This is a genomic window from Escherichia sp. WS547 (genome assembly GCF_046486065.1).
Classification (GTDB): domain Bacteria; phylum Pseudomonadota; class Gammaproteobacteria; order Enterobacterales; family Enterobacteriaceae; genus Escherichia; species Escherichia coli.
Genome location: NZ_JBJQMA010000006.1, coordinates 46,953 through 70,609, shown reverse-complemented (window position 1 = coordinate 70,609; position 23,657 = coordinate 46,953). Strand labels below are relative to the sequence as shown.

The window sequence follows — 23,657 nt, the reverse complement described above, 5'->3', positions numbered from 1 at the left end:
TTGCACACATTCAATGCCGGAGAGCAGCCGTGAATGACGCTATCCCTCGCCCGCAGGCGAAAACCCGTAAGGCGCTGACGCCGCTATTAGAAATCCGTAATCTGACTAAATCTTACGATGGTCAGCATGCGGTCGATGATGTCAGCCTGACCATCTATAAAGGCGAAATCTTCGCGCTGCTGGGCGCATCCGGCTGTGGCAAGTCCACGCTGCTGCGTATGCTGGCAGGTTTCGAACAACCTTCTGCCGGGCAGATTATGCTCGATGGCGTCGATTTGTCACAGGTTCCGCCTTACCTGCGCCCCATCAATATGATGTTTCAGTCTTACGCGCTGTTTCCGCATATGACCGTGGAACAGAACATCGCTTTTGGCCTGAAACAGGACAAATTGCCGAAAGCGGAAATTGCCAGCCGGGTCAATGAGATGCTCGGCCTGGTGCATATGCAGGAGTTCGCCAAACGCAAACCGCATCAGCTTTCCGGTGGTCAGCGACAGCGTGTGGCCCTGGCCCGAAGCCTTGCCAAGCGCCCGAAACTATTACTGCTCGATGAGCCGATGGGCGCGCTGGATAAAAAGCTGCGTGACCGGATGCAGCTTGAAGTGGTGGATATTCTGGAGCGTGTCGGTGTGACTTGTGTGATGGTCACCCACGATCAGGAAGAGGCGATGACCATGGCGGGGCGCATCGCCATTATGAATCGTGGGAAATTTGTCCAGATTGGCGAACCGGAAGAGATCTATGAGCATCCGACCACCCGCTACAGCGCCGAATTTATTGGCTCGGTTAATGTCTTTGAATGTGTACTCAAAGAGCGCCAGGAAGATGGTCTGGTGCTTTATTCGCCGGGGCTGGTGCATCCACTGAAAGTCGATGTAGATGCTTCGGTGGTCGATAACGTGCCGGTACACGTAGCACTGCGTCCGGAAAAAATCATGCTTTGCGAAGAGCCGCCCGCCAATGGTTGTAACTTCGCGGTGGGGGAGGTGCTACACATTGCCTATCTCGGCGATCTTTCGGTGTATCACGTTCGTCTGAAAAGTGGGCAGATGATCAGCGCCCAGCTACAAAACGCCCATCGTCATCGTAAAGGGTTACCGACCTGGGGCGATGAAGTGCGTTTGTGCTGGGAAGTGGACAGCTGTGTGGTGCTGACGGTTTAAGGAGCAAAGATGAGTACACTTGAACCTGCTGCCCAGCCAAAACCCTTTAAGCTGTGGCTGTCGCAGCTGCAAATGAAGCATGGGCGCAAACTGATGATTGCGCTGCCGTATATCTGGCTAATCCTGCTGTTTCTGCTGCCATTTCTGATTGTCTTTAAAATAAGCCTGGCGGAGATGGCGCGCGCTATTCCACCTTATACCGAACTGATGGAGTGGGCTGACGGGCAACTTTCCATCACTCTTAATCTCGGTAATTTCCTGCAACTGACCGACGATCCGCTCTATTTCGATGCTTATCTCCAGTCGCTACAGGTGGCAGCGATTTCGACTATTTGCTGTTTACTGATCGGCTATCCGCTGGCGTGGGCGGTGGCGCACAGTAAGCCTTCGACCCGTAATATCTTATTGCTACTGGTGATCCTGCCGTCGTGGACCTCGTTTCTGATTCGCGTTTATGCCTGGATGGGAATATTAAAAAATAACGGCGTACTGAATAATTTTCTGCTGTGGCTGGGGGTTATCGACCAGCCGCTGACCATTCTGCATACCAATCTGGCCGTTTATATCGGCATTGTTTATGCCTACGTGCCGTTTATGGTTCTGCCGATCTACACCGCCTTGATTCGTATTGATTATTCGCTGGTGGAAGCGGCACTGGATCTCGGTGCACGACCGCTGAAAACGTTCTTTACTGTGATCGTGCCGCTGACCAAAGGCGGGATTATTGCCGGATCGATGCTGGTGTTTATCCCGGCTGTGGGCGAGTTTGTGATCCCTGAACTGCTCGGTGGCCCGGACAGCATCATGATCGGGCGCGTGCTGTGGCAGGAGTTCTTTAACAACCGCGACTGGCCGGTGGCCTCAGCGGTAGCGATCATCATGTTGCTGCTGCTAATTGTGCCGATAATGTGGTTCCACAAGCATCAGCAAAAAAGCGTGGGAGAACACGGATGAATAATTTACCGGTAGTTCGTTCGCCCTGGCGGATTGTGATTTTGCTGCTGGGCTTCACCTTTCTCTACGCGCCAATGCTGATGCTGGTGATCTATTCATTCAACAGCTCGAAGCTGGTGACGGTGTGGGCCGGCTGGTCAACACGCTGGTATGGTGAGTTATTGCGCGATGACGCAATGATGAGTGCGGTTGGTTTAAGCCTGACAATTGCGGCCTGTGCGGCGACGGCGGCGGCGATCCTCGGGACGATTGCGGCGGTCGTGCTGGTGCGCTTTGGCAGGTTTCGCGGATCAAATGGCTTTGCCTTTATGATCACCGCGCCGCTGGTGATGCCAGATGTCATCACGGGCTTGTCGCTATTGTTGTTATTCGTCGCGCTTGCTCATGCCATTGGCTGGCCTGCGGACCGCGGTATGCTCACCATCTGGCTGGCGCATGTCACTTTCTGTACGGCTTATGTGGCAGTCGTTATTTCGTCGCGTCTGCGGGAACTGGATAGCTCGATAGAAGAAGCAGCGATGGATCTCGGTGCGACGCCGCTGAAAGTGTTTTTCGTCATTACGCTACCGATGATCATGCCCGCGATCATTTCTGGTTGGTTACTGGCTTTTACTTTGTCGCTTGATGATCTGGTGATCGCCAGCTTTGTTTCCGGGCCGGGAGCCACCACGTTACCGATGCTGGTCTTTTCCAGCGTGCGGATGGGGGTGAATCCGGAAATCAACGCCCTGGCAACATTGATCCTCGGTGCGGTCGGAATTGTCGGATTTATCGCCTGGTATCTGATGGCGCGCGCAGAAAAACAGCGGATACGCGACATCCAGCGTGCAAGACGTGGCTGAAGACACTAAAATTTGCCAACCTGGCTACATAATGCCGCGCATGTCGCGGCATTGTTTTCATGGAAGACGAAACGTTGGGATTTTTTAAGAAAACATCTTCATCTCATGCTCGCCTGAATGTGCCTGCGCTGGTGCAGGTGGCGGCGCTCGCCATTATTATGATCCGTGGCCTCGACGTGCTGATGATTTTCAATACGCTGGGCGTGCGCGGTATTGGCGAGTTCATTCATCGCAGCGTACAAACCTGGAGTTTAACGCTGGTCTTTTTAAGCAGTCTGGTGCTGGTTTTTATTGAGATTTGGTGTGCGTTTTCACTGGTGAAAGGGCGTCGCTGGGCGCGCTGGCTGTATCTGTTGACTCAAATCACGGCCGCAAGTTACTTGTGGGCAGCTTCGCTGGGGTATGGTTATCCGGAGCTGTTCAGCATTCCCGGTGAATCAAAACGTGAAATCTTCCATAGCCTGATGCTGCAGAAGCTGCCGGATATGCTCATCCTGATGCTGCTGTTCGTTCCCTCGACCAGTCGGCGGTTCTTCCAGTTGCAATAATGTGTATAATCGTCGCCCCTGATGATGTGAAGGTCAATGTATGCAGTGCGCACTTTACGACGCGGGTCGCTGTCGTTCCTGTCAGTGGATAACGCAGCCGATTCCAGAGCAACTCTCCGCTAAAACCGCCGATCTTAAAAATCTGCTCGCCGACTTTCCGGTTGAGGAATGGTGCGCACCGGTGTCAGGCCCGGAACAAGGGTTTCGTAATAAAGCCAAAATGGTGGTGAGTGGTAGCGTTGAAAAACCACTGCTCGGTATGCTGCATCGAGACGGCACACCGGAAGACCTTTGTGACTGCCCGCTTTATCCTGCCTCATTTGCGCCCGTTTTTGCGGTGCTAAAACCGTTTATCGCTCGTGCGGGGCTGACACCCTACAACGTAGCGCGTAAGCGTGGCGAACTGAAATACATTCTGCTGACCGAAAGCCAGAGCGATGGCGGTATGATGCTGCGCTTTGTACTGCGTTCTGAAACCAAACTGGCGCAACTGCGTAAGGCGCTGCCGTGGTTACAGGAACAACTGCCGCAGCTAAAAGTTATTACCGTCAATATTCAGCCGGTACATATGGCGATCATGGAAGGGGAGACGGAGATCTACCTGACCGAACAACAGGCGCTGGCAGAGCGTTTTAACGACGTACCGCTGTGGATCCGTCCGCAAAGTTTCTTCCAGACCAATCCGGCGGTCGCCAGCCAGCTTTACGCTACCGCGCGCGACTGGGTGCGGCAACTACCGGTAAACCATATGTGGGATCTCTTCTGCGGCGTGGGGGGCTTTGGTTTACACTGCGCGACGCCTGACATGCAGTTAACCGGGATCGAAATTGCACCAGAGGCCATTGCCTGTGCGAATCAGTCAGCTGCTGAACTGGGCTTAACGCGTTTGCAATTTCAGGCGCTGGACTCCACTCAGTTTGCCACCGCCCAGGGGGAAGTGCCTGAGCTGGTGCTGGTTAACCCGCCGCGACGTGGCATTGGTAAACCGCTATGTGATTATCTCTCAACGATGGCACCGCGTTTTATCATCTACTCCAGCTGTAACGCCCAAACCATGGCGAAAGATATCCGCGAACTGCCAGGTTACCGTATTGAACGGGTACAGCTTTTTGATATGTTCCCGCACACTGCGCATTACGAAGTGCTGACACTGCTGGTTCAGCAATAAAAAAGCCGCAGGTGCGGCTTTCTGAATCTTACTGCGGGAACCACTGGTCATTGATTTTCTGATATGTACCGTCAGCTTTAATTGCTGCCAGCGCATTATTCAGTTTTTCCAGCAGAGCTTTGTTATCCGGACGTACAGCGATACCCAGGCCGGTGCCGAAGTAGTGCGGATCGGTCACTTTTTCAGTCGCAACGCCCAGTTGCGGGTTGGTTTTCAGCCATTCATTAACCACCGCGGTGTCACCAAATACCCCATCAATACGGCCATTTTTCAGATCGATAAAGGCATTCTGATAACTGTCATAGGAGACAGTTTTCACTTCCGGGTGCTGATCCTGAATATATTTCTGGTGCGTGGTGCCGTTTTCCATCCCAATACGTTTGCCTTTCAGATCGGCAAACGTTTTGTAGGTATCTTTTTTGGCAATCACGACGGCTGAGTTTTCATAGTAGGGCGTGGTAAACGATACCTGTTTGCTACGCTCCGGGGTGATATCCATACCGGAGATTACGGCGTCATATTTTCTGAATTTCAGTGACGGGATCAGGCTGTCGAAAGCGTGATTCGTAAAAGTACATTCTGCCTGCATTTGTTTGCACAAGGCTTTTGCCAGGTCGATATCAAAGCCGACAATCTCATTATTAGCACCTATAGATTCAAAGGGTGGATAGGTGGCTGAAACGCCAAAATTGATTTTCTCTGCGGCAGAAGCACCGAAAGTAAAGGAAGCAAGTAAAGCGGCAAGAACTAACTTTTTCATGATGGAACTCCCGTCTGTCAATCTTATGATTTTTGGCCGTGTCTGCGGCATGGGATAACAATGCCATCAAGTGAATTTATATGCAATAAATATGATTAAATAATTTATATAAAATAAAAAAAGACGGACAACTTAGTGGGTTGACCGTCTTCATTATAAGAATTTATGCACTATGCAGGTCGGGTAAGACGTCCACGACGCATCCGGCATCAGCACGCAGCTACATTAATTCCGCCGTTCGAATGCCAGTGCTTTGCGCTCGATCAGACGCATCATCAGCGTCAGCAGGCCGTTGACGGCCAGGTAAATAATCCCTGCCGCACCGAACACCATGACATCGTAGGTGCGTCCGTACAACAACTGGCTATATCCCATCACTTCCATCAGCGTAATGGTGTAAGCCAGAGAGGTACTTTTGAACACCAGCACCACTTCGTTGGAATAAGAAGAGAGCGAGCGTTTAAAGGCATACGGCAGCAGGATCGCCAGCGTATCTTTTTTGCTCATTCCCAGAGCGCTACAGGACTGCCACTGACCTTCCGGGATCGCACGAATGGCACCGTAAAACAGCTGCGTGGTATACGCTGCACTGTTCAGCGACAACGCAATCAGCGCACACAGCCACGGTTCTGACAGCAAATGCCACAGTGCCGGATACTCCTGCAACGTCGGGAACTGGCCCGGCCCGTAATAAATCAGGAAGATCTGCACCAGCAGCGGCGTACCGGTAAACAGCGTGATATAACCCCGCACCAGCCACACCAGAACCGGCGTTTTCAGCGTCAGGATGATGGTAAAAATCAATGCCAGAATCAGTGCCACAATCAGCGAGGCAACGGTTAGCGTCAGGCTGGTGTGCAGCCCTTTCATCAGTTCGGGTAAATACTCAAACATTAGCTGGGCCTCCGCTCAAAACGTGTCGCGCGCAGGTCAATGCGTTTGAGAATGTACTGACTGAGCAGGGTGATCACCAGGTAAATCGCCGCCGCCACAATGTACCAGGTAAACGGTTCCTGGGTACGAGTAGCAATGCTTTTGGTTTGTAGCATTAAATCATTCACACTAATCAAACTGACCAGCGCGGTATCTTTCAGCAGCACCAGCCACTGGTTACCGAGGCCAGGCAGCGCATGACGCCACATCTGCGGCATCACCAGACGGAAAAAGATAGCCGATTTCGACAGCCCCAGCGCCTGGCCGGATTCCCACTGACCCATCGGCACCGCTTTCAACGCGCCGCGCAGCGTTTGCGAGGCATAGGCGGCATACAGCAGCGACAGAGCGATGACACCACAAAGGAACGGGCTAACGTCGAAGTTCTCAATGTCCATCTGCACCGGGATCTGCACGAACCCAAGATTGATAGTGAAGCCATCCGAAAGCGTCAGCAGCAGCTGCGAGGAGCCAAAATAGATAAACAGCACCACCAGAATTTCTGGCAGGCCACGCAGAATGGTTACCAGCGCTGAACCTGCCCACGCGACAGGACGCCATTTTGCAGACTCCCATACCGCAAAGAACATCGCCAGCGCCAGCCCGACAATCAATGCACAAACGGCAAGGCCGACGGTCATCCCGGCGGCGCTTGCTAAAGGAAAAAATTCATTCATCAGGAATTACTTCTGGAACCATTTGTTATAGATGGTTTCGTAAGTGCCATCTTTCTTCACTTTTTCCAGCGCAGTGTTGAGTTTCTGCTGCAGTTCAGTGTTGCCCTGACGTACCGCGATGCCGAGGCCAGTACCGAAATAATCTTTATCGGTCACTTTATCGCCCACTGCCGCCAGTTTCGGGTTGTCTTTCAGCCACTCGGTGACCACTGCAGTGTCACCGAATACGCTGTCGATACGACCGTTTTGCAGATCCAGTTTTGCGTTCTGGTAGCTGTCATACGGAACGGTGGTGATTTCCGGGTGCTTATCCATAATGAACTTCTGGTGTGTCGTCCCGTTCTGAACGCCGACTTTTTTGCCTTTCAGCTGATCAACACTGGTGTATTTGCCTTGCTGACCCACAAACAGGGCAGAGTTGTCATAGTACGGCGTGGTAAACAGCACCTGCTTTTCACGCTCCGGAGTGATATCCATGCCCGCCATCACTGCTTCTACGCGACGGAATTTCAGGCTTGGGATCAGACTGTCAAACGCCTGGTTAGAGAAAGTACAGGTTGCATCAATCTCTTTACACAGTGCCTGTGCCAGGTCGACGTCAAAACCAACGATCTGGTTGTTTGCATCAATCGATTCAAACGGAGGATAGGAGGCTTCGGTAGCAAAACGAATAGTTTCGGCAGCTGTGGCGGAAAGACTAAAACCTGCAATTAACGCGGCAATCAGAACTTTTTTCATTGTTGTTATCCCGAATATTAGTGAGAGAGATAGTTTTTAAATGCTTCGGTTTGCGGCTCGGTAAAGCAGCTCGCGTCGCCTTGTTCTACTATATGACCGTTTTCCATATACACTACTCGGCTGGCGGTTTTACGCGCCACTTCAACTTCGTGGGTGACGATCACCTGGGTAATATTCGTTTCTGCCAACTCACGAATGATGCTGACGATTTGTGCCGTAATTTCCGGGTCCAGTGCGGCGGTCGGTTCATCGAACAGCAGTACCTGCGGTTCCATCATCAACGCACGGGCAATAGCAACACGCTGCTGCTGACCACCAGAAAGATGCAGCGGGTAACGATCGCTATAAGGTTTGAGACGCAGACGTTCCAGCAGTTTTTCTGCACGGGTCAGCGCCTGATCTTTGCTCAACCCCAGTACACGGCAGGGCGCTTCAATCAGGTTTTGCTGCACGGTCAGATGCGGCCACAGGTTGTATTGCTGAAACACCATGCCAACGTTACGACGCAAATCGCGAATCGCTTTGTCAGAGGGTGTTTTGGTGAAATCGAAATGGTTGCCTGCAATGTTGAGCGTACCGGAGCGCGGCATCTCAAGCAGATTGAGTACACGCAGCAGCGAGCTTTTACCCGCGCCGCTGGGGCCAAGTAACACCAGCGTTTCGCCCTGTGGGCAATCCAGCGTGATATCGAACAGCGCCTGATGCGCGCCGTAGAAGCAATTAATGCCGTTTAATTGAATACTCATTGACACTCGTATACTGGCAGTCTGATAGCTATTGAGGTCGAAGATAGTACCTTTGACAGAATAATTATGCAATATTTCTGCTTTAAAAGTTAAAAGCAAAGCGCATTATTCAATAAACATAGCACAAAATAACGGGGGCGGTGGTCGGCGAGCATAAATGTCGGCATTCCTCACGAAATGCCGGACAATTTACGGGGTTTATTGGTTGATCAAGGCGTTAGCGATTCTCGATGGACTGACGGAGCGTACCCGCTGTGGCATGAACGCTACCGCCTAAGTAGCGCACATCGTCGATGACCCAACACTGGCCTTCCTGAATCATTAACACTTCATCCTGCCAGCCCTGGTCACCCTGTTTGAGATCCACGCGCAATGGAATGTTACGGGCATCACGATTAGGGATAGTCGATGCACTGGCAACGTGGGCGCTGTCTGGCAAGGTGGTTCGACTGGAGAACGGATCGCTGCTTAACAATTCACGATGACTGTTATTGCGGCTGGCATCGCTAAGTAGGGTTGCCAGTTTGTCACTCAAATAGGGGCGCAGGGCGGTAATGTCATTGCTGCGATGTTGAATGCGGTAGTCATAGAATTGTTGAGCCACGCTGTCAGGGCCACCCTGAACACAGGAACCGGTGCGGGGGCCGTTATCTTTATAAGCTGGCGTGACGGTGGTACAGGCACTCAGCAGCAGTGCACATGGAATAAGTAGAGATAGTGAACGGTAGCGCATAATCATTTCCTTATTAGCTTGCTGTCTGCGTCACACTACGACCAAACGTTATCAGATTATTTAATACATTGTTTTTAATACAATTCTGAAACAATCTGAACACCTGATTGGGTTTGAGTCCATTGCTGGCTACCCACTCAAGGTTGCTCGTAGCTGACTTACTTAAATTACCCAAACAATAGACAGTGTAAACCATTTGTGAGGTTGAGCGTGTTATATGGCTGAAATGATCATTTAAGGTAAATATGATAGTTCTGAAATGGCGGGATAAATCCTCCTGTAGAGGTTAAGAGCATCTGCAAGAAGCCAGTTTCACATTTATAACGCGTGATAAATGAACGCGGTTATTGTCTAATCATTACAGAATTTTTCACATGCAATAAGAGATCCTGCGATTAAGATGATTGCTAAAATTACATTGTATTTTTGAAAATGAGCGAAATTTGATAGTCCCAGCTTTGACTTTTGATAATATTATATATGCTACAGTTGTGGGTAAAGAATTTAAGCTAATGAGTTTGAGCGAAGAATAAATCAAACTGTATCAGTGTTTCGTTAATTAATATGAGTATAAATGCGTTGTGCTTTTATAATAATAAAGCACGAGGAGTTCAGAGGAATATCTTTTCCCTTGGGTGATTTTTAATATGATAAACAATATATCTGATCAAGCATCATCATTTCCAGGCACACAACTGAATCAAAGTGATAATTTCCTCGATTCACTGAGGGAATTTTTCGCGATATTAAATTCCAGTCGTAAGGGTGAGTTGTCTACATGGGACACCATCTACTTGCATCTGATATTAGCAATAAATGCTGATAGTGATCTCATAAAAAATGATGAGTTGCTAGCGGAAAATATTCCATCAGCGAATTATCAATTTAATATATTTTTTAGTAATGCTTTCGAGATTGATGTTAAAAAATATCTTGGCAAATCAGAAGATAACGAAGTTGAAATAAAAGTGGGTAATGAAAGAATTACCATTGGAATACGTAATATATCGAATGGGAAACTTGAAAGACAAAAATTTCTTTTCCCACTGGACTATGAGAATAAATTACAACATCAATTAGACAAGTATTTTACGATTGAATCGCACCCATTATTATACAGGCATACTATGGGTAGTAAGATTGCGAATGTGATTTTTGAAAAATTATACAGTCGTATTGACTTTAACAAAGAGCAATATATATCCTTTATAAAGGATGCGTTTATTCATTTTTATGATTATAGCAGGCGATATGCAATTAGTGAGAATATCGCAAAAGACGCTGTAACAAACAATATCGCATTGATGAGCACTTTTTATGACAGTGATAATACGTCAGGTGAGGTTTTAAATAATGATTTTACAGAAGAAGAGTCATTTGAAACTGCGTTAGATGTAGAGCATGCAATAGTGCTTGGATTTGCTGATGATAATTTTGAAACAAAACCTGTTCATTATCAGGATTTATTAACACGATTTAGTGCCTTTCAAGATACCGTGTTTAATTTGTTTCCTGAAATGCACTCTTCGCATTACAACGATATTTGTAGCGTAAGTGTGGATATGACAAAGGGAACGCAATGCATGATCCACTTGATGGTGAATGAAGAAGTTTTCATGTCGTTGCCTGTTCCAGTTGCCACGATGGTACGTGAAGATGCAACTAATTTAGTTAATCTTAAAACACTACTCAATGATGGTTGCTTTATTAAATATAGTCATTTTAATGACGTGGCATTAATAAAGCAAAACATAAGTAATCTCTATTTATCACACACTGTTGTGAATGAAAGCATATTGAAAAAATGTTGTTTTGAAAACGGCAGTTTAGGTGATGTTAAAATAACAAATAGCAATATAGTAAACAATGTATTCAAAAACGTTTCGTTTAGAACTGTTAAAATTAACAATGTGAATACTCATTCTTTAAAATTTATTAACTGCCATTTTTTCAATGTTGATATGATAAGAGTTAATTTCAGTAAATGTCTTTTTCATGACTGTAGTATGCATGGTGTCAAGATAAAACCATGGTTGCCAGTAAAATGGACAAAAGAATTAATAAATGATTATTTGTATGGCTGTTTACTATCTCTGTACTCTATCTGTGCAAGAGATATATATAATATGATCGCCGGTAATAACGTGAAGGTTGCTGCGGATGCTTTCCTTGAAATACTTTATTCTCTTAAAAATAAATATTGTATTAAACTATTAAGCGCTCAGGATCGGGCGTTTATATACGAATTTGCAAGAATGATCTTCGCTTATATTAATGACAAAAGCATTGAGATCTTATTACTTTCTTGTTTTGCGGCGGCTGACCAAAAAGCAATCCAAAGATATATACCTCAGGCGCAAGATGGGGAAGACTTTAGGAATCATTTACAATATAAGTTGACTCTTCCCACTCATTAATGTTGCTGGTACTACATAATACGACAGGTAAGCGGTGCTCCATAATAAAACCAATATCCGGTTACGAAACAGATAATTGTACAGGCTTATGTACCTGTTTTTGACACAATGAGATGATTTCCTAAACTGATCAAAACCTTCTTCCCAACATGGCATATCAGTCCGATAATGCTTTAGAGATCGAAGGCTTAACAAACAAGGAGATCGATCATGCAATTTTCTACAACCCCAACTCTGGAAGGCCAGACCATCGTCGAATATTGCGGTGTGGTGACCGGCGAAGCGATTTTAGGTGCCAATATTTTCCGTGATTTCTTTGCCGGTATCCGCGATATCGTTGGCGGACGCTCCGGGGCTTATGAAAAAGAATTGCGTAAAGCGCGGGAGATCGCCTTTGAGGAGCTCGGCGATCAGGCGCGGGCACTGGGGGCCGATGCCGTAGTCGGTATTGATATCGACTACGAAACGGTCGGGCAAAACGGCAGTATGCTGATGGTTAGCGTCAGCGGTACGGCGGTGAAAACGCGTCGATGAGAAGAGTCTTCTGGCTGATCGCTGTCGCTCTGTTACTGGCAGGGTGTGCAGGCGAAAAAGGCATTGTCGAGAAAGAGGGATATCAGCTTGATACCCGACGCCAGGCGCAGGCGGCGTATCCGCGCATTAAAGTGCTGGTGATCCACTACACCGCAGATGATTTTGATAGCTCGCTGGCGACACTGACCGATAAGCAGGTCAGTTCGCATTATCTGGTGCCTGCTGTGCCACCGCGATACAACGGTAAACCGCGCATCTGGCAACTGGTGCCGGAACAGGAGCTGGCCTGGCATGCGGGGATTAGCGCCTGGCGCGGGGCAACGCGCCTTAACGACACCTCTATTGGCATTGAGCTGGAAAACCGTGGCTGGCAGAAATCAGCCGGAGTGAAATATTTTGCCCCGTTTGAACAGGCACAGATTCAGGCGCTTATTCCGCTGGCGAAAGATATTATTGCCCGTTATCACATCAAGCCGGAAAACGTAGTGGCACATGCGGATATTGCGCCGCAGCGCAAAGACGATCCGGGGCCGTTATTCCCCTGGCAACAACTGGCGCAGCAGGGGATTGGTGCCTGGCCGGATGCGCAACGGGTGAACTTTTACCTTGCCGGGCGCGCGCCGCACACACCGGTAGATACCGCATCATTGCTGGAGCTTTTGGCGCGCTACGGTTATGACGTTAAACCTGATATGACACCGCGCGAGCAGCGGCGCGTGATTATGGCGTTCCAGATGCATTTCCGCCCGACGTTATACAACGGCGAAGCGGATGCAGAAACTCAGGCGATTGCCGAAGCGTTGCTGGAGAAATACGGGCAGGATTAGCGCGGCAGTTTTCCGTGGTCGCGTAGCCAGGCGGCAGTTTTCTCGATACCTTCATCCAGGGTGAGGACTGGTTGATAACCTAACTCTTCCTGCGCACGCGTAATATCCAGCGTAAAGTCAAAATTCAACTTGGAGACGCCGTAGTGGGTCAGCGGCGGCTCTTTTGCTGACTTGCGGCCTAAACGCTCCATGCTGCGGGCGATCATATCCAGCATCGGGTAGGGGACGGAACGAATACGACAGTCAATATTCAACTCGTCGATCAGCTTCTGCACGATGCTGCGCAGTGTGCGATGCTCGCCGTTGGTGATGTTGTACACACGCCCGGAAGGTAGCTTATCGCAGGCTTCCTGGCTTGCCAGCCACATGGCGTGCACGGCATTTTCATAGTAGGTCATATCGACCAGCGCACTGCCGCCGTGCGGTAACAGAATGCTGCCGTAGTGGTGCATCATATGCGCCAGACGGGGGATAAAGACTTTATCGTGCGGTCCGAACAGACTTTGTGGGCGCAGAATAGTAAAGCGCGTTTGTGGATTCGCCTGCGAAAGCATATTGATCACTTCTTCGCTGGCTGCTTTGCTGCGGGCAAACTCGTTGGCAAAGCGGTGAGGGCGAAAATCTTCTTTAATATCGCGATGGTGGTGATAATCGAAGTACAGGGAGGGGGAAGAGATATGAATAAAGTTACGCACACCCCAGGCGACAGCCCATTCACCCAGGCGGCGAGTGGCGCGAACGTTAGCCAGATCGAAAGCCTGTTGTGTCCCCCAGGGCGAGGTAAAGCTGGAGCAGTGCCACAGCGTATCAATGCCCGCGAGCATCACTTTAGCTTGTGATGAGACCAGCTCGGTCAGATCCGCCGGAACAAACTCTGCGCCCATTTTTTCCAGCAATTTACCCATTGCCTCGTTGCGACCGGTCGCTCGCACGCTGATGCCTTTCTGGCATAAAAACTCTACCGCGTTTCGACCTAAGCCGCTGGTGGCGCCGGTAACCAGTACCTTCATATCAATCCACTGTTGTTGAGAAAATGACGTGCGCATTCTTCCGTGATTTCCCCCATGATGCAATGGGAAACATGAAAGAATAACGCAGGTTTTGTCGATTAATCTGTGCTTTGTTCTGCCAGTCTGGCGATTCGTTTTGCCATTCCGCGAAAAATAAACAGATGCGCGGGGATCATCAATAACCAGTAAAACAGCCCCGGCATACCGTGCGGATGCCAGAATGCGCGAACATCGATAGTACGATAGTCGCCTTTATCTTCCAGGGTAAAACACAGTCGTCCCAGCCCCGGCGCTTTCATGCCAAATAACAGCGTAAGTTGTTTTTCCGGTTCAACGACAATCACTTTCCAGCTATCCACCGCATCGCCGGTCTGCAAATATTCACGCTCCGGGCGGCCTTTCGCCAGCTTATGACCGATCGCGCGGTCCATCAACGCCCGGGTTTGCCACAAAATATTGCCAAAGAAATAACGCTCTTTACCGCCGATTTGATTCACCACCTGCCATAAAGCCGCAAGGCTGGCGGACGTTTTAACGGTAAACCCCGCCTGTTTGGCGAAATAACCGTACTCCGGTCGCCAGCGGGCAAAGGCCTGAGCGTCGTATCCCCAGTCGCTGGAGTTGACCAGCTTTTCTTCCTCTTTCAGGGTGCGACGTACCGCGTCATCGAAAGCAATCAGCCGTTGTGGGATGAGTGCACGTAACGCGGTGTCATCCGCCAGCAGATCGTGTTTCAGCCCCTGAATCAACGCTTTGGCGGTGGTGGGCGGTACGGAAGTAATCACATTGAGAAACCACACCGAAATCCAGCGGGTCGGAAAGGGGATGGGGATCAACCAGCGGCGCTTACCGCTCACCGCCATAAAATGTTCAAACTGTTGCTGATAACTGAGCACTTCTGGTCCGGCGGCTTCGAAGATGCGATGTTCGCTGGCCGGATGATCTAACAGCGCCACCAGATAGTGCAGCAAGTTTTCCAGCGCGATGGGCGTGGTGCGTGAACGTACCCAGCGTGGCGGCGTTAAGACTGGCAGGTTGTAGACCATATCGCGCATGACTTCGAACGCCGCTGAACCTGCACCAACGATTATTCCGGCACGCAATTCGGTCACCGGGACACCCGCTTCACGAAGAATATCCGCCGTAGCCTGACGGGCACGCAGATGGTCCGATTGCTCATGTGGCGGGGCCTGCAACGAACTGAGAAAGATTAATTGCTTAACTGGGACTTCACGTAGCGCATCGCGGACGTTGAGAGCCACCTGGCGCTCCTGAGCGATAAAATCGCCGCCTTCGCCCATGCTGTGCACCAGAAAATAGACCGTATCGATATCCTGCAACAGGGCCGGAAGGTTATCCGGCCAGCTGAGATCGACTTTATGGCAACTGACATTTGCCAGTTGCAGCTTTGCAAGCCTGTCGACATGACGTGCCGCCGCCAGGATCTGATGCCCCTGCTGGCTGAGTGTTCGCACCAGATGCTGACCAATGTAGCCACTGGCACCGAGAACTAAAATGCGTTGCGGCACGTCTCCCTCCTTAACGCGCCAGGAATGCGCGCCAGTGGGCGGCGACTTCAGCCAGTTGCTCGCGCGAGACGTCGAGATGCGTCACCAGGCGGACAATCGGCGAGGCGTTAATCAGCACGTTTCTCGCTTTCATGTATTCGCCTAACGCGGCAGCATTTTCTTCCCCGACGCGAACAAACAGCATATTGGTGTCCTGACGCATCACATCCGCGCCTGCTTCACGCAACTGCTCCGCCATCCAGGCGGCATTGTCATGATCTTCCTGCAAGCGTGCGACGTTATTTTTCAGGGCATACATCCCGGCGGCTGCCAGAATGCCGGACTGGCGCATCCCGCCACCTGTCATTTTCCGCCAGCGAATTGCACGTTTAATGTAGTCACGGTTACCGACCAGTAACGAACCGACTGGCGTACCAAGACCTTTCGACAGACAAATGGTGAACGAATCACAATATTGCGTGATCTCTTTTAGTTCGCAGCCATAAGCCACGATGGCATTAAAGATGCGCGCACCGTCAACATGCAGCGCCAGATTGCGCTCGCGAGTAAATTCCCATGCTTCTTTCAGGTATTCCCGCGGCAGCACTTTGCCGTTGTGGGTGTTTTCCAGACTGAGTAATTTGGTGCGGGCGAAATGGATATCGTCGGGTTTGATTTTCATCGCCACTTTATCCAGCGGTAGCGTGCCGTCGGCAGCCGCGTCGATGGGTTGCGGTTGAATACTGCCCAGCACCGCCGCGCCACCGGCTTCAAACAGATAGTTATGCGCGGCCTGACCGACAATATACTCTTCGCCGCGTTCACAGTGACTGAGCAGAGCGACCAGGTTGGCCTGAGTGCCGGTAGGCAGAAAAATGGCGGCTTCTTTACCGGAAAGCTCTGCTGCATAGTCCTGCAGAGCATTAACGGTAGGGTCGTCTCCGTAAACGTCGTCCCCAACCGGGGCGGCCATCATCGCTTCGAGCATGGCGCGGCTCGGTCGGGTAACGGTATCACTGCGTAAATCAATCATGGCATGTCCTTATTATGACGGGAAATGCCACCCTTTTTACCTTAGCCAGTTTGTTTTCGCCAGTTCGATCACTTCATCGCCGCGTCCGCTGATGATTGCGCGCAGCATATACAGGCTGAAACCTTTGGCCTGTTCGAGTTTGATCTGCGGTGGAATGGCTAATTCTTCTTTGGCGACCACCACATCCACCAGCACCGGACCGTCGATGGAAAAGGCGCGTTGCAGGGCTTCATCGACTTCAGAGGCTTTTTCCACGCGAATACCCGTAATTCCGCACGCTTCGGCAATGCGGGCAAAGTTGGTGTCGTGCAGCTCAGTACCGTCTGTCAGGTAGCCTCCGGCTTTCATCTCCATCGCCACAAAGCCCAGCACGCTGTTATTAAAGACGATAATTTTCACCGGCAGTTTCATCTGCACTACTGAGAGGAAATCGCCCATCAACATGCTAAAACCGCCATCGCCGCACATGGCGACCACCTGACGTTCCGGCTCGGTTGCCTGCGCACCCAACGCCTGCGGCATGGCGTTAGCCATCGAACCGTGGTTAAACGAACCTAACAGACGACGCTTGCCGTTCATTTTCAGATAACGTGCCGCCCACACCGTTGGCGTACCAACGTCACAGGTAAAGATGGCGTCATCGGCGGCAAAATGACTAATTTGCTGCGCCAGATATTGCGGGTGAATGGCTTTCTCGCTCGGTTTAGCTAAATCGTCCAGCCCTTTGCGGGCGTCGCGGTAATCTTCCAGCGCTTTATCCAGAAACTTGCGATCGGCTTTTTCTTCCACCAATGGCAGCAATGCACGCAGAGTCGACTTGATATCGCCGACCAGTGCCATATCCACCTTGCTGTGAGCGCCGATGCTGGCTGGGTTGATATCAATCTGAATGATTTTGGCATCGGTCGGGTAGAAGGCGCGGTAGGGGAACTGAGTACCGAGTAGCACTAACGTGTCGGCGTTCATCATGGTATGGAAACCTGACGAGAAGCCAATTAATCCCGTCATTCCGACATCATACGGATTATCGTATTCGACATGTTCTTTACCGCGCAGGGCATGAACAATAGGCGCTTTAATTTTCCCGGCAAACTCAACTAACTCTTTATGCGCCCCCGTGCAGCCGCTGCCACACATCAGGGCGATATTGCTGGAATAACGCAGCAGTTGCGCCAGTTTGCGTAACTCTTCTTCTTCCGGCGTCACGACTGGCTGTGGCGCATGATACCAGTGCGAGGTTGCCCCTTCTGGCGCAGGTTTTAACGCCACGTCGCCCGGTAACACGACAACGGAAACGCCACGGTTAAGCACCGCTTTGCGCATGGCAATCGCCAGCACTTGTGGGATCTGCTCCGGGCTGGAAACCAGCTCGCAATAGTGACTACATTCGCGGAATAGCTCTTGTGGGTGGGTTTCCTGGAAATAGCCGCTGCCAATTTCGCTGGAGGGAATATGAGCGGCAATCGCCAGTACCGGAACGTGATTGCGGTGGCAATCAAACAGGCCGTTGATTAAGTGCAGGTTTCCGGGGCCGCACGATCCGGCACAGACCGCCAGTTCTCCTGAAAGTTGTGCTTCAGCGCCAGCGGCAAAGGCCGCCACTTCTTCATGGCGGGTGGACATCCACTCGATGGTGCCCATGCGATTAAGACTGTCACTAAGACCGTTCAGAGAGTCGCCCGTGACTCCCCAGATGCGTTTCACGCCTGCCGATTCGAGTGTTTTGGCGATATAAGCTGCAACCGTTTGTTTCATGGTTCTCCATCTCCTGAATGTGATAACGGTTACAAGTTTAGTTCATCTGACGGAGGGGGAAGGGATGGGAGAAAAAGGAGGCACTAACGGTTAAATAGCCCGATGAAAGGAATATCATCGGGCATAAGGCGATTATGCGAGAACCAAATCTCCCTGCGGATGGCAGGAGCAGGCCAGTACGTAACCTTCAGCGATTTCGGCGTCGGTCAGCGTCATTGTGCTGCTTACCGTATATTCACCGGAAACCACTTTTGTCTTACAGCAGCCGCAAACACCTGCACGGCAGGCGGCGACAACCGGAACGTTATTGCTTTCCAGCGCCTCCAGTAGCGTGGTGCCAACCGGGGCGTAAAATTCTCGTGCCGGTTGCAGTTTGGTGAATTTCAGACCGCTGGTCGCCGCTTCCGCTACTGGGGTGAAGAATTTCTCTTTAAAGAAACGCGTCACGCCGAGCGCTTTCACTTCCTGCTCTACCCAATCCATATACGGAGCCGGGCCGCAGGTCATCACGGTACGTGAAGCTAAGTCAGGAACGCGAGTCAGCAGTTCGCGAGTGAGACGACCAGCGATAAAGCCTTCGGTAACGTTATTTTCTGCCACCAGCGTCACCGGATAGTTGCGCCACTCATCGGCGAAAATAACATCCTGCGGCGAACGCACGTTGTAGATCACCTGCACATCGGCCTGCGGACGGTTCTTCGCCAGCCAGCGACGCATCGACATAATCGGCGTGACGCCGCAGCCTGCCGCCAGCAACAGGAATTTATCTTCTGCTTTATCGTCGCAGGTAAATTCCCCCATCGCGTCCGAAAGCCAGAGATAATCACCGCGTTTTACATCGCGCGTCAGCCACTGGGAGCCGACACCGTCATCAATCCGCCGCACGGTCAGGGTGATATATTCACTCACGCCTGGCGTGGAGGAAATGGTGTAAGCACGCAGCGTTTCCGCTGAGTTACGCACGCTGACCAGTGCATATTGCCCGGCGCGATATGGGTAGTAATCGTGGCAAATCAGGGAAATCGTCCACACATCCGGCGTTTCTTGCGTAATGTGATGAACCTGCATCCGCCATGGGCATTGATTCGTTGGCATCGTCATCGACAAACTCCTTACGCGCTCAACAGTTGCTTCATGTCTTCTTCAACAGTGGTGATAGAACGCAGGCCGAATTTCTCGTTCAGCACCGCCAGCAGGTCTGGTGTCAGGAAACCAGGTGCAGTCGGGCCGGTTACGATATTTTTTACACCCAGAGAAAGCAGTGTCAGCAGAATGACAATCGCTTTCTGTTCAAACCACGAGAGCACCAGCGACAGCGGCAGATCGTTGACACCGCAGCCCAGTTTTTCTGCCAGCGTTACCGCCAGAATAATCGCTGAGTAAGCATCGTTACATTGACCTGCATCTACCAGACGCGGCAGACCTTCGATATCGCCAAACTCGAGTTTGTTAAAGCGATATTTACCACAGGCGAGAGTCAGGATCAGACAGTCATCCGGCACGCTGGTGGCGAAATCGGTGAAGTAGTGACGCTCGCCGCGTGCGCCGTCACAGCCGCCAAGCAGGAAGATATGACGCAGTTTTTCACGGCTTACCAGATCAATCAGCGTATCCGCTGCGCCAAGCAGCGTTTGACGACCAAAGCCCACGGTGATCAGGTGCGGAATTTCGCTGTACGGGAAGCCCGCCATTTGTTGCGCCTGGGCGATGACCGCAGAGAAATCTTCGCCATCCAGATGACGCACACCCGGCCAGCCAACGATGCTGCGGGTCCAGATACGATCGTCATAAGCGCCTACGGTTGGGTCGATGATGCAGTTCGAGGTCATCACGATGGGGCCAGGGAAACGAGCGAACTCCACTTGCTGATTCTGCCAGCCGCTGCCGTAGTTACCGACCAGATGCTTGAATTTACGCAGCTCCGGGTAGCCATGCGCAGGCAGCATTTCGCCGTGGGTGTAGACATTAACGCCCGTGCCTTCGGTCTGTTCCAGCAGGTTGTAGAGATCTTTGAGATCGTGACCGGAAATCAGAATGCATTTACCCGCCGTCGCTTTGACGTTGACCTGGGTTGGCGTCGGGTGACCGTATTTACTGGTTTCGCCTGCATCCAGAATGCTCATCACTTTGAAGTTCATCTGGCCGATTTCCATTGAACACTCAAGAAGCGCGTTCATATCGGCAGGCCAGGTCCCCAGCCACGCCATGATTTTATGGTACTGGGCGTAAATATCATTGTCGTATTGACCGAGAACGTGTGCGTGTTCCATATAGGCCGCCGCACCTTTCAGGCCATACAGGCACAGCAGGCGCAGGCCGAGAATGTTTTCGCCAATCGCCGCTTTATCTTTGTTAGGGGTAAATTCTGCTGCCTGACGTTGCAGCTCGCCGAGATCATCGCTCACCAGTTGCAGGTCAGCCATCGGGTTATCGACGCGGGCGTTGGCATCTACAGCCAGGCATTGTGCTTTCAGCGCCTCGCGCAGGGCAATCGCTTCACGAGCGTAGCCGACTATACGCGGAGAATCGAAGTTAACGTTGGTCAGGGTTGAGAAAAATGCGCGTGGCGCAAAGCTGTCTACATCGTGGTTGATGATGCCGTATTCACGCGCTTTTACCGCCCAGGCCGAAAGCCCTTGCAGCGCCGCGATGAGTAAATCCTGAAGGTCAGAGGTTTCCGCCGTTTTACCACACATCCCCTGCGCGTATGAGCAGCCGTTTCCTGCCGGAGTACGGATAGTTTGTTCACATTGCACACAAAACATGATCACACCTTTTAAAGTTATATTTAATATACATGTTTAAGGTTAAGACGCTTAACGCAGGGATAAAAGGGATTTTTCATGCAACTTTAAGGGAGATTGATTTAGCGCAATTTTGGCGGCAGGGATCTACCGCCAGAGAGGTATTACGCAGAGAAAAAGGCGATGAGGATCGGCACTAACAGGCTAAGAATAAAACCGTGAACAATTGCCGCCGGGACCATATCCAGCCCGCCAGTACGTTGAAGAACGGGCAGGGTGAAATCCATTGATGTGGCACCGCATAAGCCCAGTGCAGTCGAGCGGCTGCGGCGAATCAGCCCAGGGATCAACATAATAGCAATCAGCTCACGGGCCAGATCATTAAAAAACGCCGCGCTCCCGATTACCGGACCAAAAGATTCGGTCAATAAAATACCGGAAAGAGAATACCAGCCGAAACCGGAGGCCATTGCCAGCGCGGTATTGATGGGAAGATCAAGAATAAAGGCGTTAATTAAACCACCAATTAATGAACTGGCAACCACCACCACGGCGACAATCATTCCCCGGCGATTAAGGACAATCTGCTTTAAGGTCATGCCATTATTGCGCAACTGAATACCGACGAGGAAAAGTAGTAGAATTAAGGTGTATTCACTGGCTTCGGTCGCGTGTTGTAAGAAAGCCAGTCCACTCAGGCCAATGGCAAAACCAATCACTACTACGCCGCACAGTTTTAGCGACTCCAGCGCCATCGCAATACGCGACGGGAGTTTTTCTTGCTGGTGGTAGTTGCGCCACGGCAGACCGCGCTCCAGCCACATCAGGGCGGCAATATTACACAGTAAAATAACGGTAATACTGACAGCAGAATAATGCAGAATCGCCAACAGGTTACTGGCGAGGTTATCGAGAAACGCCAGACTGATACCCATAAAAAAGAGAATAAGGTAAACCATCCAACTTAATAGCTGATTAATAACTCTTAATGCAGCTTTTTGGCGAAGCGGAATGAGGTAACCCACAATCAGGGGAACCAGAATGATTAACAGCCCAGAAAACATGAAAACCCAGTCCTTGCAAAGATGAAGTCGAAATGCGCGATGACACACTACTGAAAGCGGAAGGACGAGTAAAGTTGCAATTAAAAGGAAATGTTATGCATAAGGATCGGTAGGGTATTCATTTTCATTTAAAGATATTCTTGCGCTTTAATTACAAACCGCACCGGTGTTGGTGGCGTCAAAATCGCCGAGGCGTTCCCTGAAGGCCGGGGCAGCCCACATGGATGTGGGCTGAGGGCGCGTTTTACAGGGATGTTACCTCGCGCCCGACCCGGTAGCCGCAAGGGATAAGTCGAGGGCACCGCGCAGCGGCGATTTTGTTCGCCAGAGCCCGGGGGTGCAGGGGGCGGCGGCGATTGGCCGCCCCCTGCGCGCTCCCTGCGCCAGTGACTATATGTGGCTTAACACATCAAGGAGCGCAACAGGAAGATGAATCAATATATTTAAAAAAGGCCTGACATTGCGCCAGGCCTTCTGCGTTAATTAATTACGTTTTTCCAGCAGGGGCCGGTAAATCAGACCACCGATAATACCGCCGACAATTGGCACCACCCAGAAGAACCACAGTTGTTCTAACGCCCAGCCGCCCTGGAAGATAGCAACCGCGGTGCTGCGCGCCGGGTTAACAGAAGTGTTAGTCACCGGAATACTGATTAAGTGAATCAGGGTTAAGGCCAGACCAATAGCGATCGGCGCAAAACCAGCAGGAGCGAATTTGTCGGTTGCGCCGTGGATCACCAGCAGGAAACCTGCACTCAATACCAGTTCAACTACCAGCGCGGAAAGCATGGAATAACCGCCTGGCGAATGCTCGCCATAACCGTTAGAAGCAAAACCGCTGGCTGCCGCGTCAAAACCCGTTTTACCACTGGCAATTAAATACAGCAGCGCCGCCGCAACAATACCGCCGACAACCTGGGCAATTACGTAGCCAACGACTTCTTTTGCCGGGAAACGTCCGCCAGCCCATAAACCAATAGTGACCGCCGGGTTAAAATGACCACCAGAAATATGACCAACAGCAAAGGCCATCGTCAGAACGGTCAGACCGAATGCCAGCGCCACGCCGGCAAAACCAATGCCTAATTCCGGGAAGCCTGCGGCCAGTACGGCACTACCACAGCCACCAAAAACAAGCCAGAAAGTACCAAAACATTCAGCTGCTAATTTTCTGAACATATCCACCTCAATTAAAAATTGACCCTGTGAAAAATATGGTCGTTTTATAGGGTCGTCGTAAAAAAGTGACGACGGAAATAATGCGCGGCTATTTTAAAAACGAAGGCAAATCATTCGCCAGATAAATAAATCCAGTAAATTTGATTTAGGGCAACAGCGGGTTGCCCCATATAGTCATTTGTCTGATTGACAGTGTAGTGCAAGCGAAAGATTTAATCCTTTAGGCGTAATAAAAAATAATTTATCATGCTAATTATTTGATTTTGTTGTTTTTGCAGGCTTATCAGCAAGAGGGAGTATAACGCGATTATTCGCTCATTTTTC

21 protein-coding genes and 1 pseudogene are annotated in these 23,657 nt (G+C 50.6%); 8 read left to right on the top strand and 14 right to left on the bottom strand.

Annotation, left to right across the window (positions count from 1 at the left end; genetic code table 11):
• Positions 1-29: 29 nt before the first annotated feature.
• The 5 genes from potG to rlmC are packed head-to-tail and all read left to right on the top strand — an operon-like array spanning position 30 to position 4,675.
• The gene (potG, locus tag ACJHWK_RS07270) at positions 30-1,163 is read left to right on the top strand and encodes a putrescine ABC transporter ATP-binding subunit PotG (RefSeq protein ID WP_001522735.1); all 1,134 of its coding nucleotides are present in this window, start codon (positions 30-32) and stop codon (positions 1,161-1,163) included.
• A gap of 9 nt (positions 1,164-1,172) precedes the next feature.
• Positions 1,173-2,117, top strand: coding sequence for a putrescine ABC transporter permease PotH (gene potH / locus ACJHWK_RS07265; RefSeq protein WP_001522736.1), 945 nt, complete (start codon positions 1,173-1,175; stop codon positions 2,115-2,117).
• Positions 2,114-2,959, top strand: a complete 846-nt coding sequence (gene potI, locus ACJHWK_RS07260; protein WP_001061665.1) for a putrescine ABC transporter permease PotI — start codon at positions 2,114-2,116, stop codon at positions 2,957-2,959. The genes potH and potI overlap by 4 nt, the downstream gene beginning before the upstream one ends.
• A 59-nt stretch (positions 2,960-3,018) precedes the next feature.
• Positions 3,019-3,507, top strand: a complete 489-nt coding sequence (locus ACJHWK_RS07255) for a YbjO family protein (RefSeq protein ID WP_000389260.1) — start codon at positions 3,019-3,021, stop codon at positions 3,505-3,507.
• 40 nt (positions 3,508-3,547) lie between these two features.
• Complete coding sequence (gene rlmC, locus ACJHWK_RS07250) at positions 3,548-4,675, top strand: 23S rRNA (uracil(747)-C(5))-methyltransferase RlmC (protein ID WP_001522739.1); 1,128 nt, start codon at positions 3,548-3,550, stop codon at positions 4,673-4,675.
• 28 nt (positions 4,676-4,703) lie between these two features.
• On the opposite strand, the gene artJ is transcribed toward rlmC, so the two are convergent.
• From artJ to ACJHWK_RS07220, 6 genes are all read right to left on the bottom strand, one after another.
• The gene (artJ, locus tag ACJHWK_RS07245) at positions 4,704-5,435 is read right to left on the bottom strand and encodes an arginine ABC transporter substrate-binding protein ArtJ (RefSeq protein ID WP_001522743.1); all 732 of its coding nucleotides are present in this window, start codon (positions 5,433-5,435) and stop codon (positions 4,704-4,706) included.
• A gap of 225 nt (positions 5,436-5,660) precedes the next feature.
• Positions 5,661-6,329, bottom strand: coding sequence for an arginine ABC transporter permease ArtM (artM, locus tag ACJHWK_RS07240; protein WP_000464488.1), 669 nt, complete (start codon positions 6,327-6,329; stop codon positions 5,661-5,663).
• Entirely contained in the window at positions 6,329-7,045 is a 717-nt protein-coding gene (gene artQ, locus ACJHWK_RS07235) for an arginine ABC transporter permease ArtQ (protein ID WP_001001688.1), read from the bottom strand. Before artQ ends, artM begins: the two co-directional genes overlap by 1 nt.
• A gap of 6 nt (positions 7,046-7,051) precedes the next feature.
• A complete protein-coding gene (artI, locus tag ACJHWK_RS07230) occupies positions 7,052-7,783 on the bottom strand; it encodes an arginine ABC transporter substrate-binding protein ArtI (RefSeq protein WP_000756575.1) in 732 nt (243 codons plus the stop codon).
• A 17-nt stretch (positions 7,784-7,800) separates the two neighbouring features.
• Positions 7,801-8,529 (bottom strand): arginine ABC transporter ATP-binding protein ArtP, encoded by a 729-nt coding sequence (artP, locus tag ACJHWK_RS07225; protein WP_000027208.1) that lies wholly within the window; start codon positions 8,527-8,529, stop codon positions 7,801-7,803.
• Positions 8,530-8,746: 217 nt separating this feature from the next.
• On the bottom strand, positions 8,747-9,262 hold the full coding sequence (locus ACJHWK_RS07220) for a lipoprotein (RefSeq protein WP_001270660.1): 516 nt from the start codon (positions 9,260-9,262) through the stop codon (positions 8,747-8,749).
• Positions 9,263-9,909: 647 nt separating this feature from the next.
• On the opposite strand from ACJHWK_RS07220, the pseudogene ACJHWK_RS07215 reads away from it, so the two are divergent.
• The 3 genes and pseudogenes from ACJHWK_RS07215 to amiD all read left to right on the top strand — a co-directional run.
• Positions 9,910-11,115, top strand: a pseudogene (locus tag ACJHWK_RS07215) (pentapeptide repeat-containing protein); the annotation flags it as partial.
• Positions 11,116-11,889: 774 nt separating this feature from the next.
• Complete coding sequence (locus tag ACJHWK_RS07210; RefSeq protein WP_001160731.1) at positions 11,890-12,213, top strand: heavy metal-binding domain-containing protein; 324 nt, start codon at positions 11,890-11,892, stop codon at positions 12,211-12,213.
• On the top strand, positions 12,210-13,040 hold the full coding sequence (gene amiD / locus ACJHWK_RS07205) for an N-acetylmuramoyl-L-alanine amidase AmiD (protein WP_001255153.1): 831 nt from the start codon (positions 12,210-12,212) through the stop codon (positions 13,038-13,040). Before ACJHWK_RS07210 ends, amiD begins: the two co-directional genes overlap by 4 nt.
• Here the strand turns inward: amiD and ACJHWK_RS07200 are convergent.
• From ACJHWK_RS07200 to aqpZ, 8 genes are all read right to left on the bottom strand, one after another.
• Complete coding sequence (locus tag ACJHWK_RS07200) at positions 13,037-14,050, bottom strand: NAD-dependent epimerase/dehydratase family protein (protein WP_001305933.1); 1,014 nt, start codon at positions 14,048-14,050, stop codon at positions 13,037-13,039. The genes amiD and ACJHWK_RS07200 overlap by 4 nt on opposite strands.
• A 98-nt stretch (positions 14,051-14,148) precedes the next feature.
• Positions 14,149-15,579, bottom strand: a complete 1,431-nt coding sequence (locus ACJHWK_RS07195) for an SDR family oxidoreductase (protein WP_001136538.1) — start codon at positions 15,577-15,579, stop codon at positions 14,149-14,151.
• A gap of 10 nt (positions 15,580-15,589) precedes the next feature.
• Complete coding sequence (ltaE, locus tag ACJHWK_RS07190) at positions 15,590-16,591, bottom strand: low-specificity L-threonine aldolase (protein WP_001522745.1); 1,002 nt, start codon at positions 16,589-16,591, stop codon at positions 15,590-15,592.
• Positions 16,592-16,627: 36 nt separating this feature from the next.
• Complete coding sequence (gene poxB / locus ACJHWK_RS07185) at positions 16,628-18,346, bottom strand: ubiquinone-dependent pyruvate dehydrogenase (protein ID WP_410234809.1); 1,719 nt, start codon at positions 18,344-18,346, stop codon at positions 16,628-16,630.
• A 132-nt stretch (positions 18,347-18,478) separates the two neighbouring features.
• Positions 18,479-19,447 (bottom strand): NADH oxidoreductase, encoded by a 969-nt coding sequence (gene hcr, locus ACJHWK_RS07180; RefSeq protein WP_001522746.1) that lies wholly within the window; start codon positions 19,445-19,447, stop codon positions 18,479-18,481.
• Between the two features lie 11 nt (positions 19,448-19,458).
• Positions 19,459-21,111, bottom strand: a complete 1,653-nt coding sequence (gene hcp / locus ACJHWK_RS07175; RefSeq protein WP_000458825.1) for a hydroxylamine reductase — start codon at positions 21,109-21,111, stop codon at positions 19,459-19,461.
• Positions 21,112-21,254: 143 nt separating this feature from the next.
• On the bottom strand, positions 21,255-22,154 hold the full coding sequence (lysO, locus tag ACJHWK_RS07170) for an L-lysine exporter LysO (RefSeq protein ID WP_001522747.1): 900 nt from the start codon (positions 22,152-22,154) through the stop codon (positions 21,255-21,257).
• A gap of 483 nt (positions 22,155-22,637) precedes the next feature.
• Positions 22,638-23,333, bottom strand: coding sequence for an aquaporin Z (gene aqpZ, locus ACJHWK_RS07165; protein WP_001522748.1), 696 nt, complete (start codon positions 23,331-23,333; stop codon positions 22,638-22,640).
• Positions 23,334-23,657: the final 324 nt, after the last annotated feature.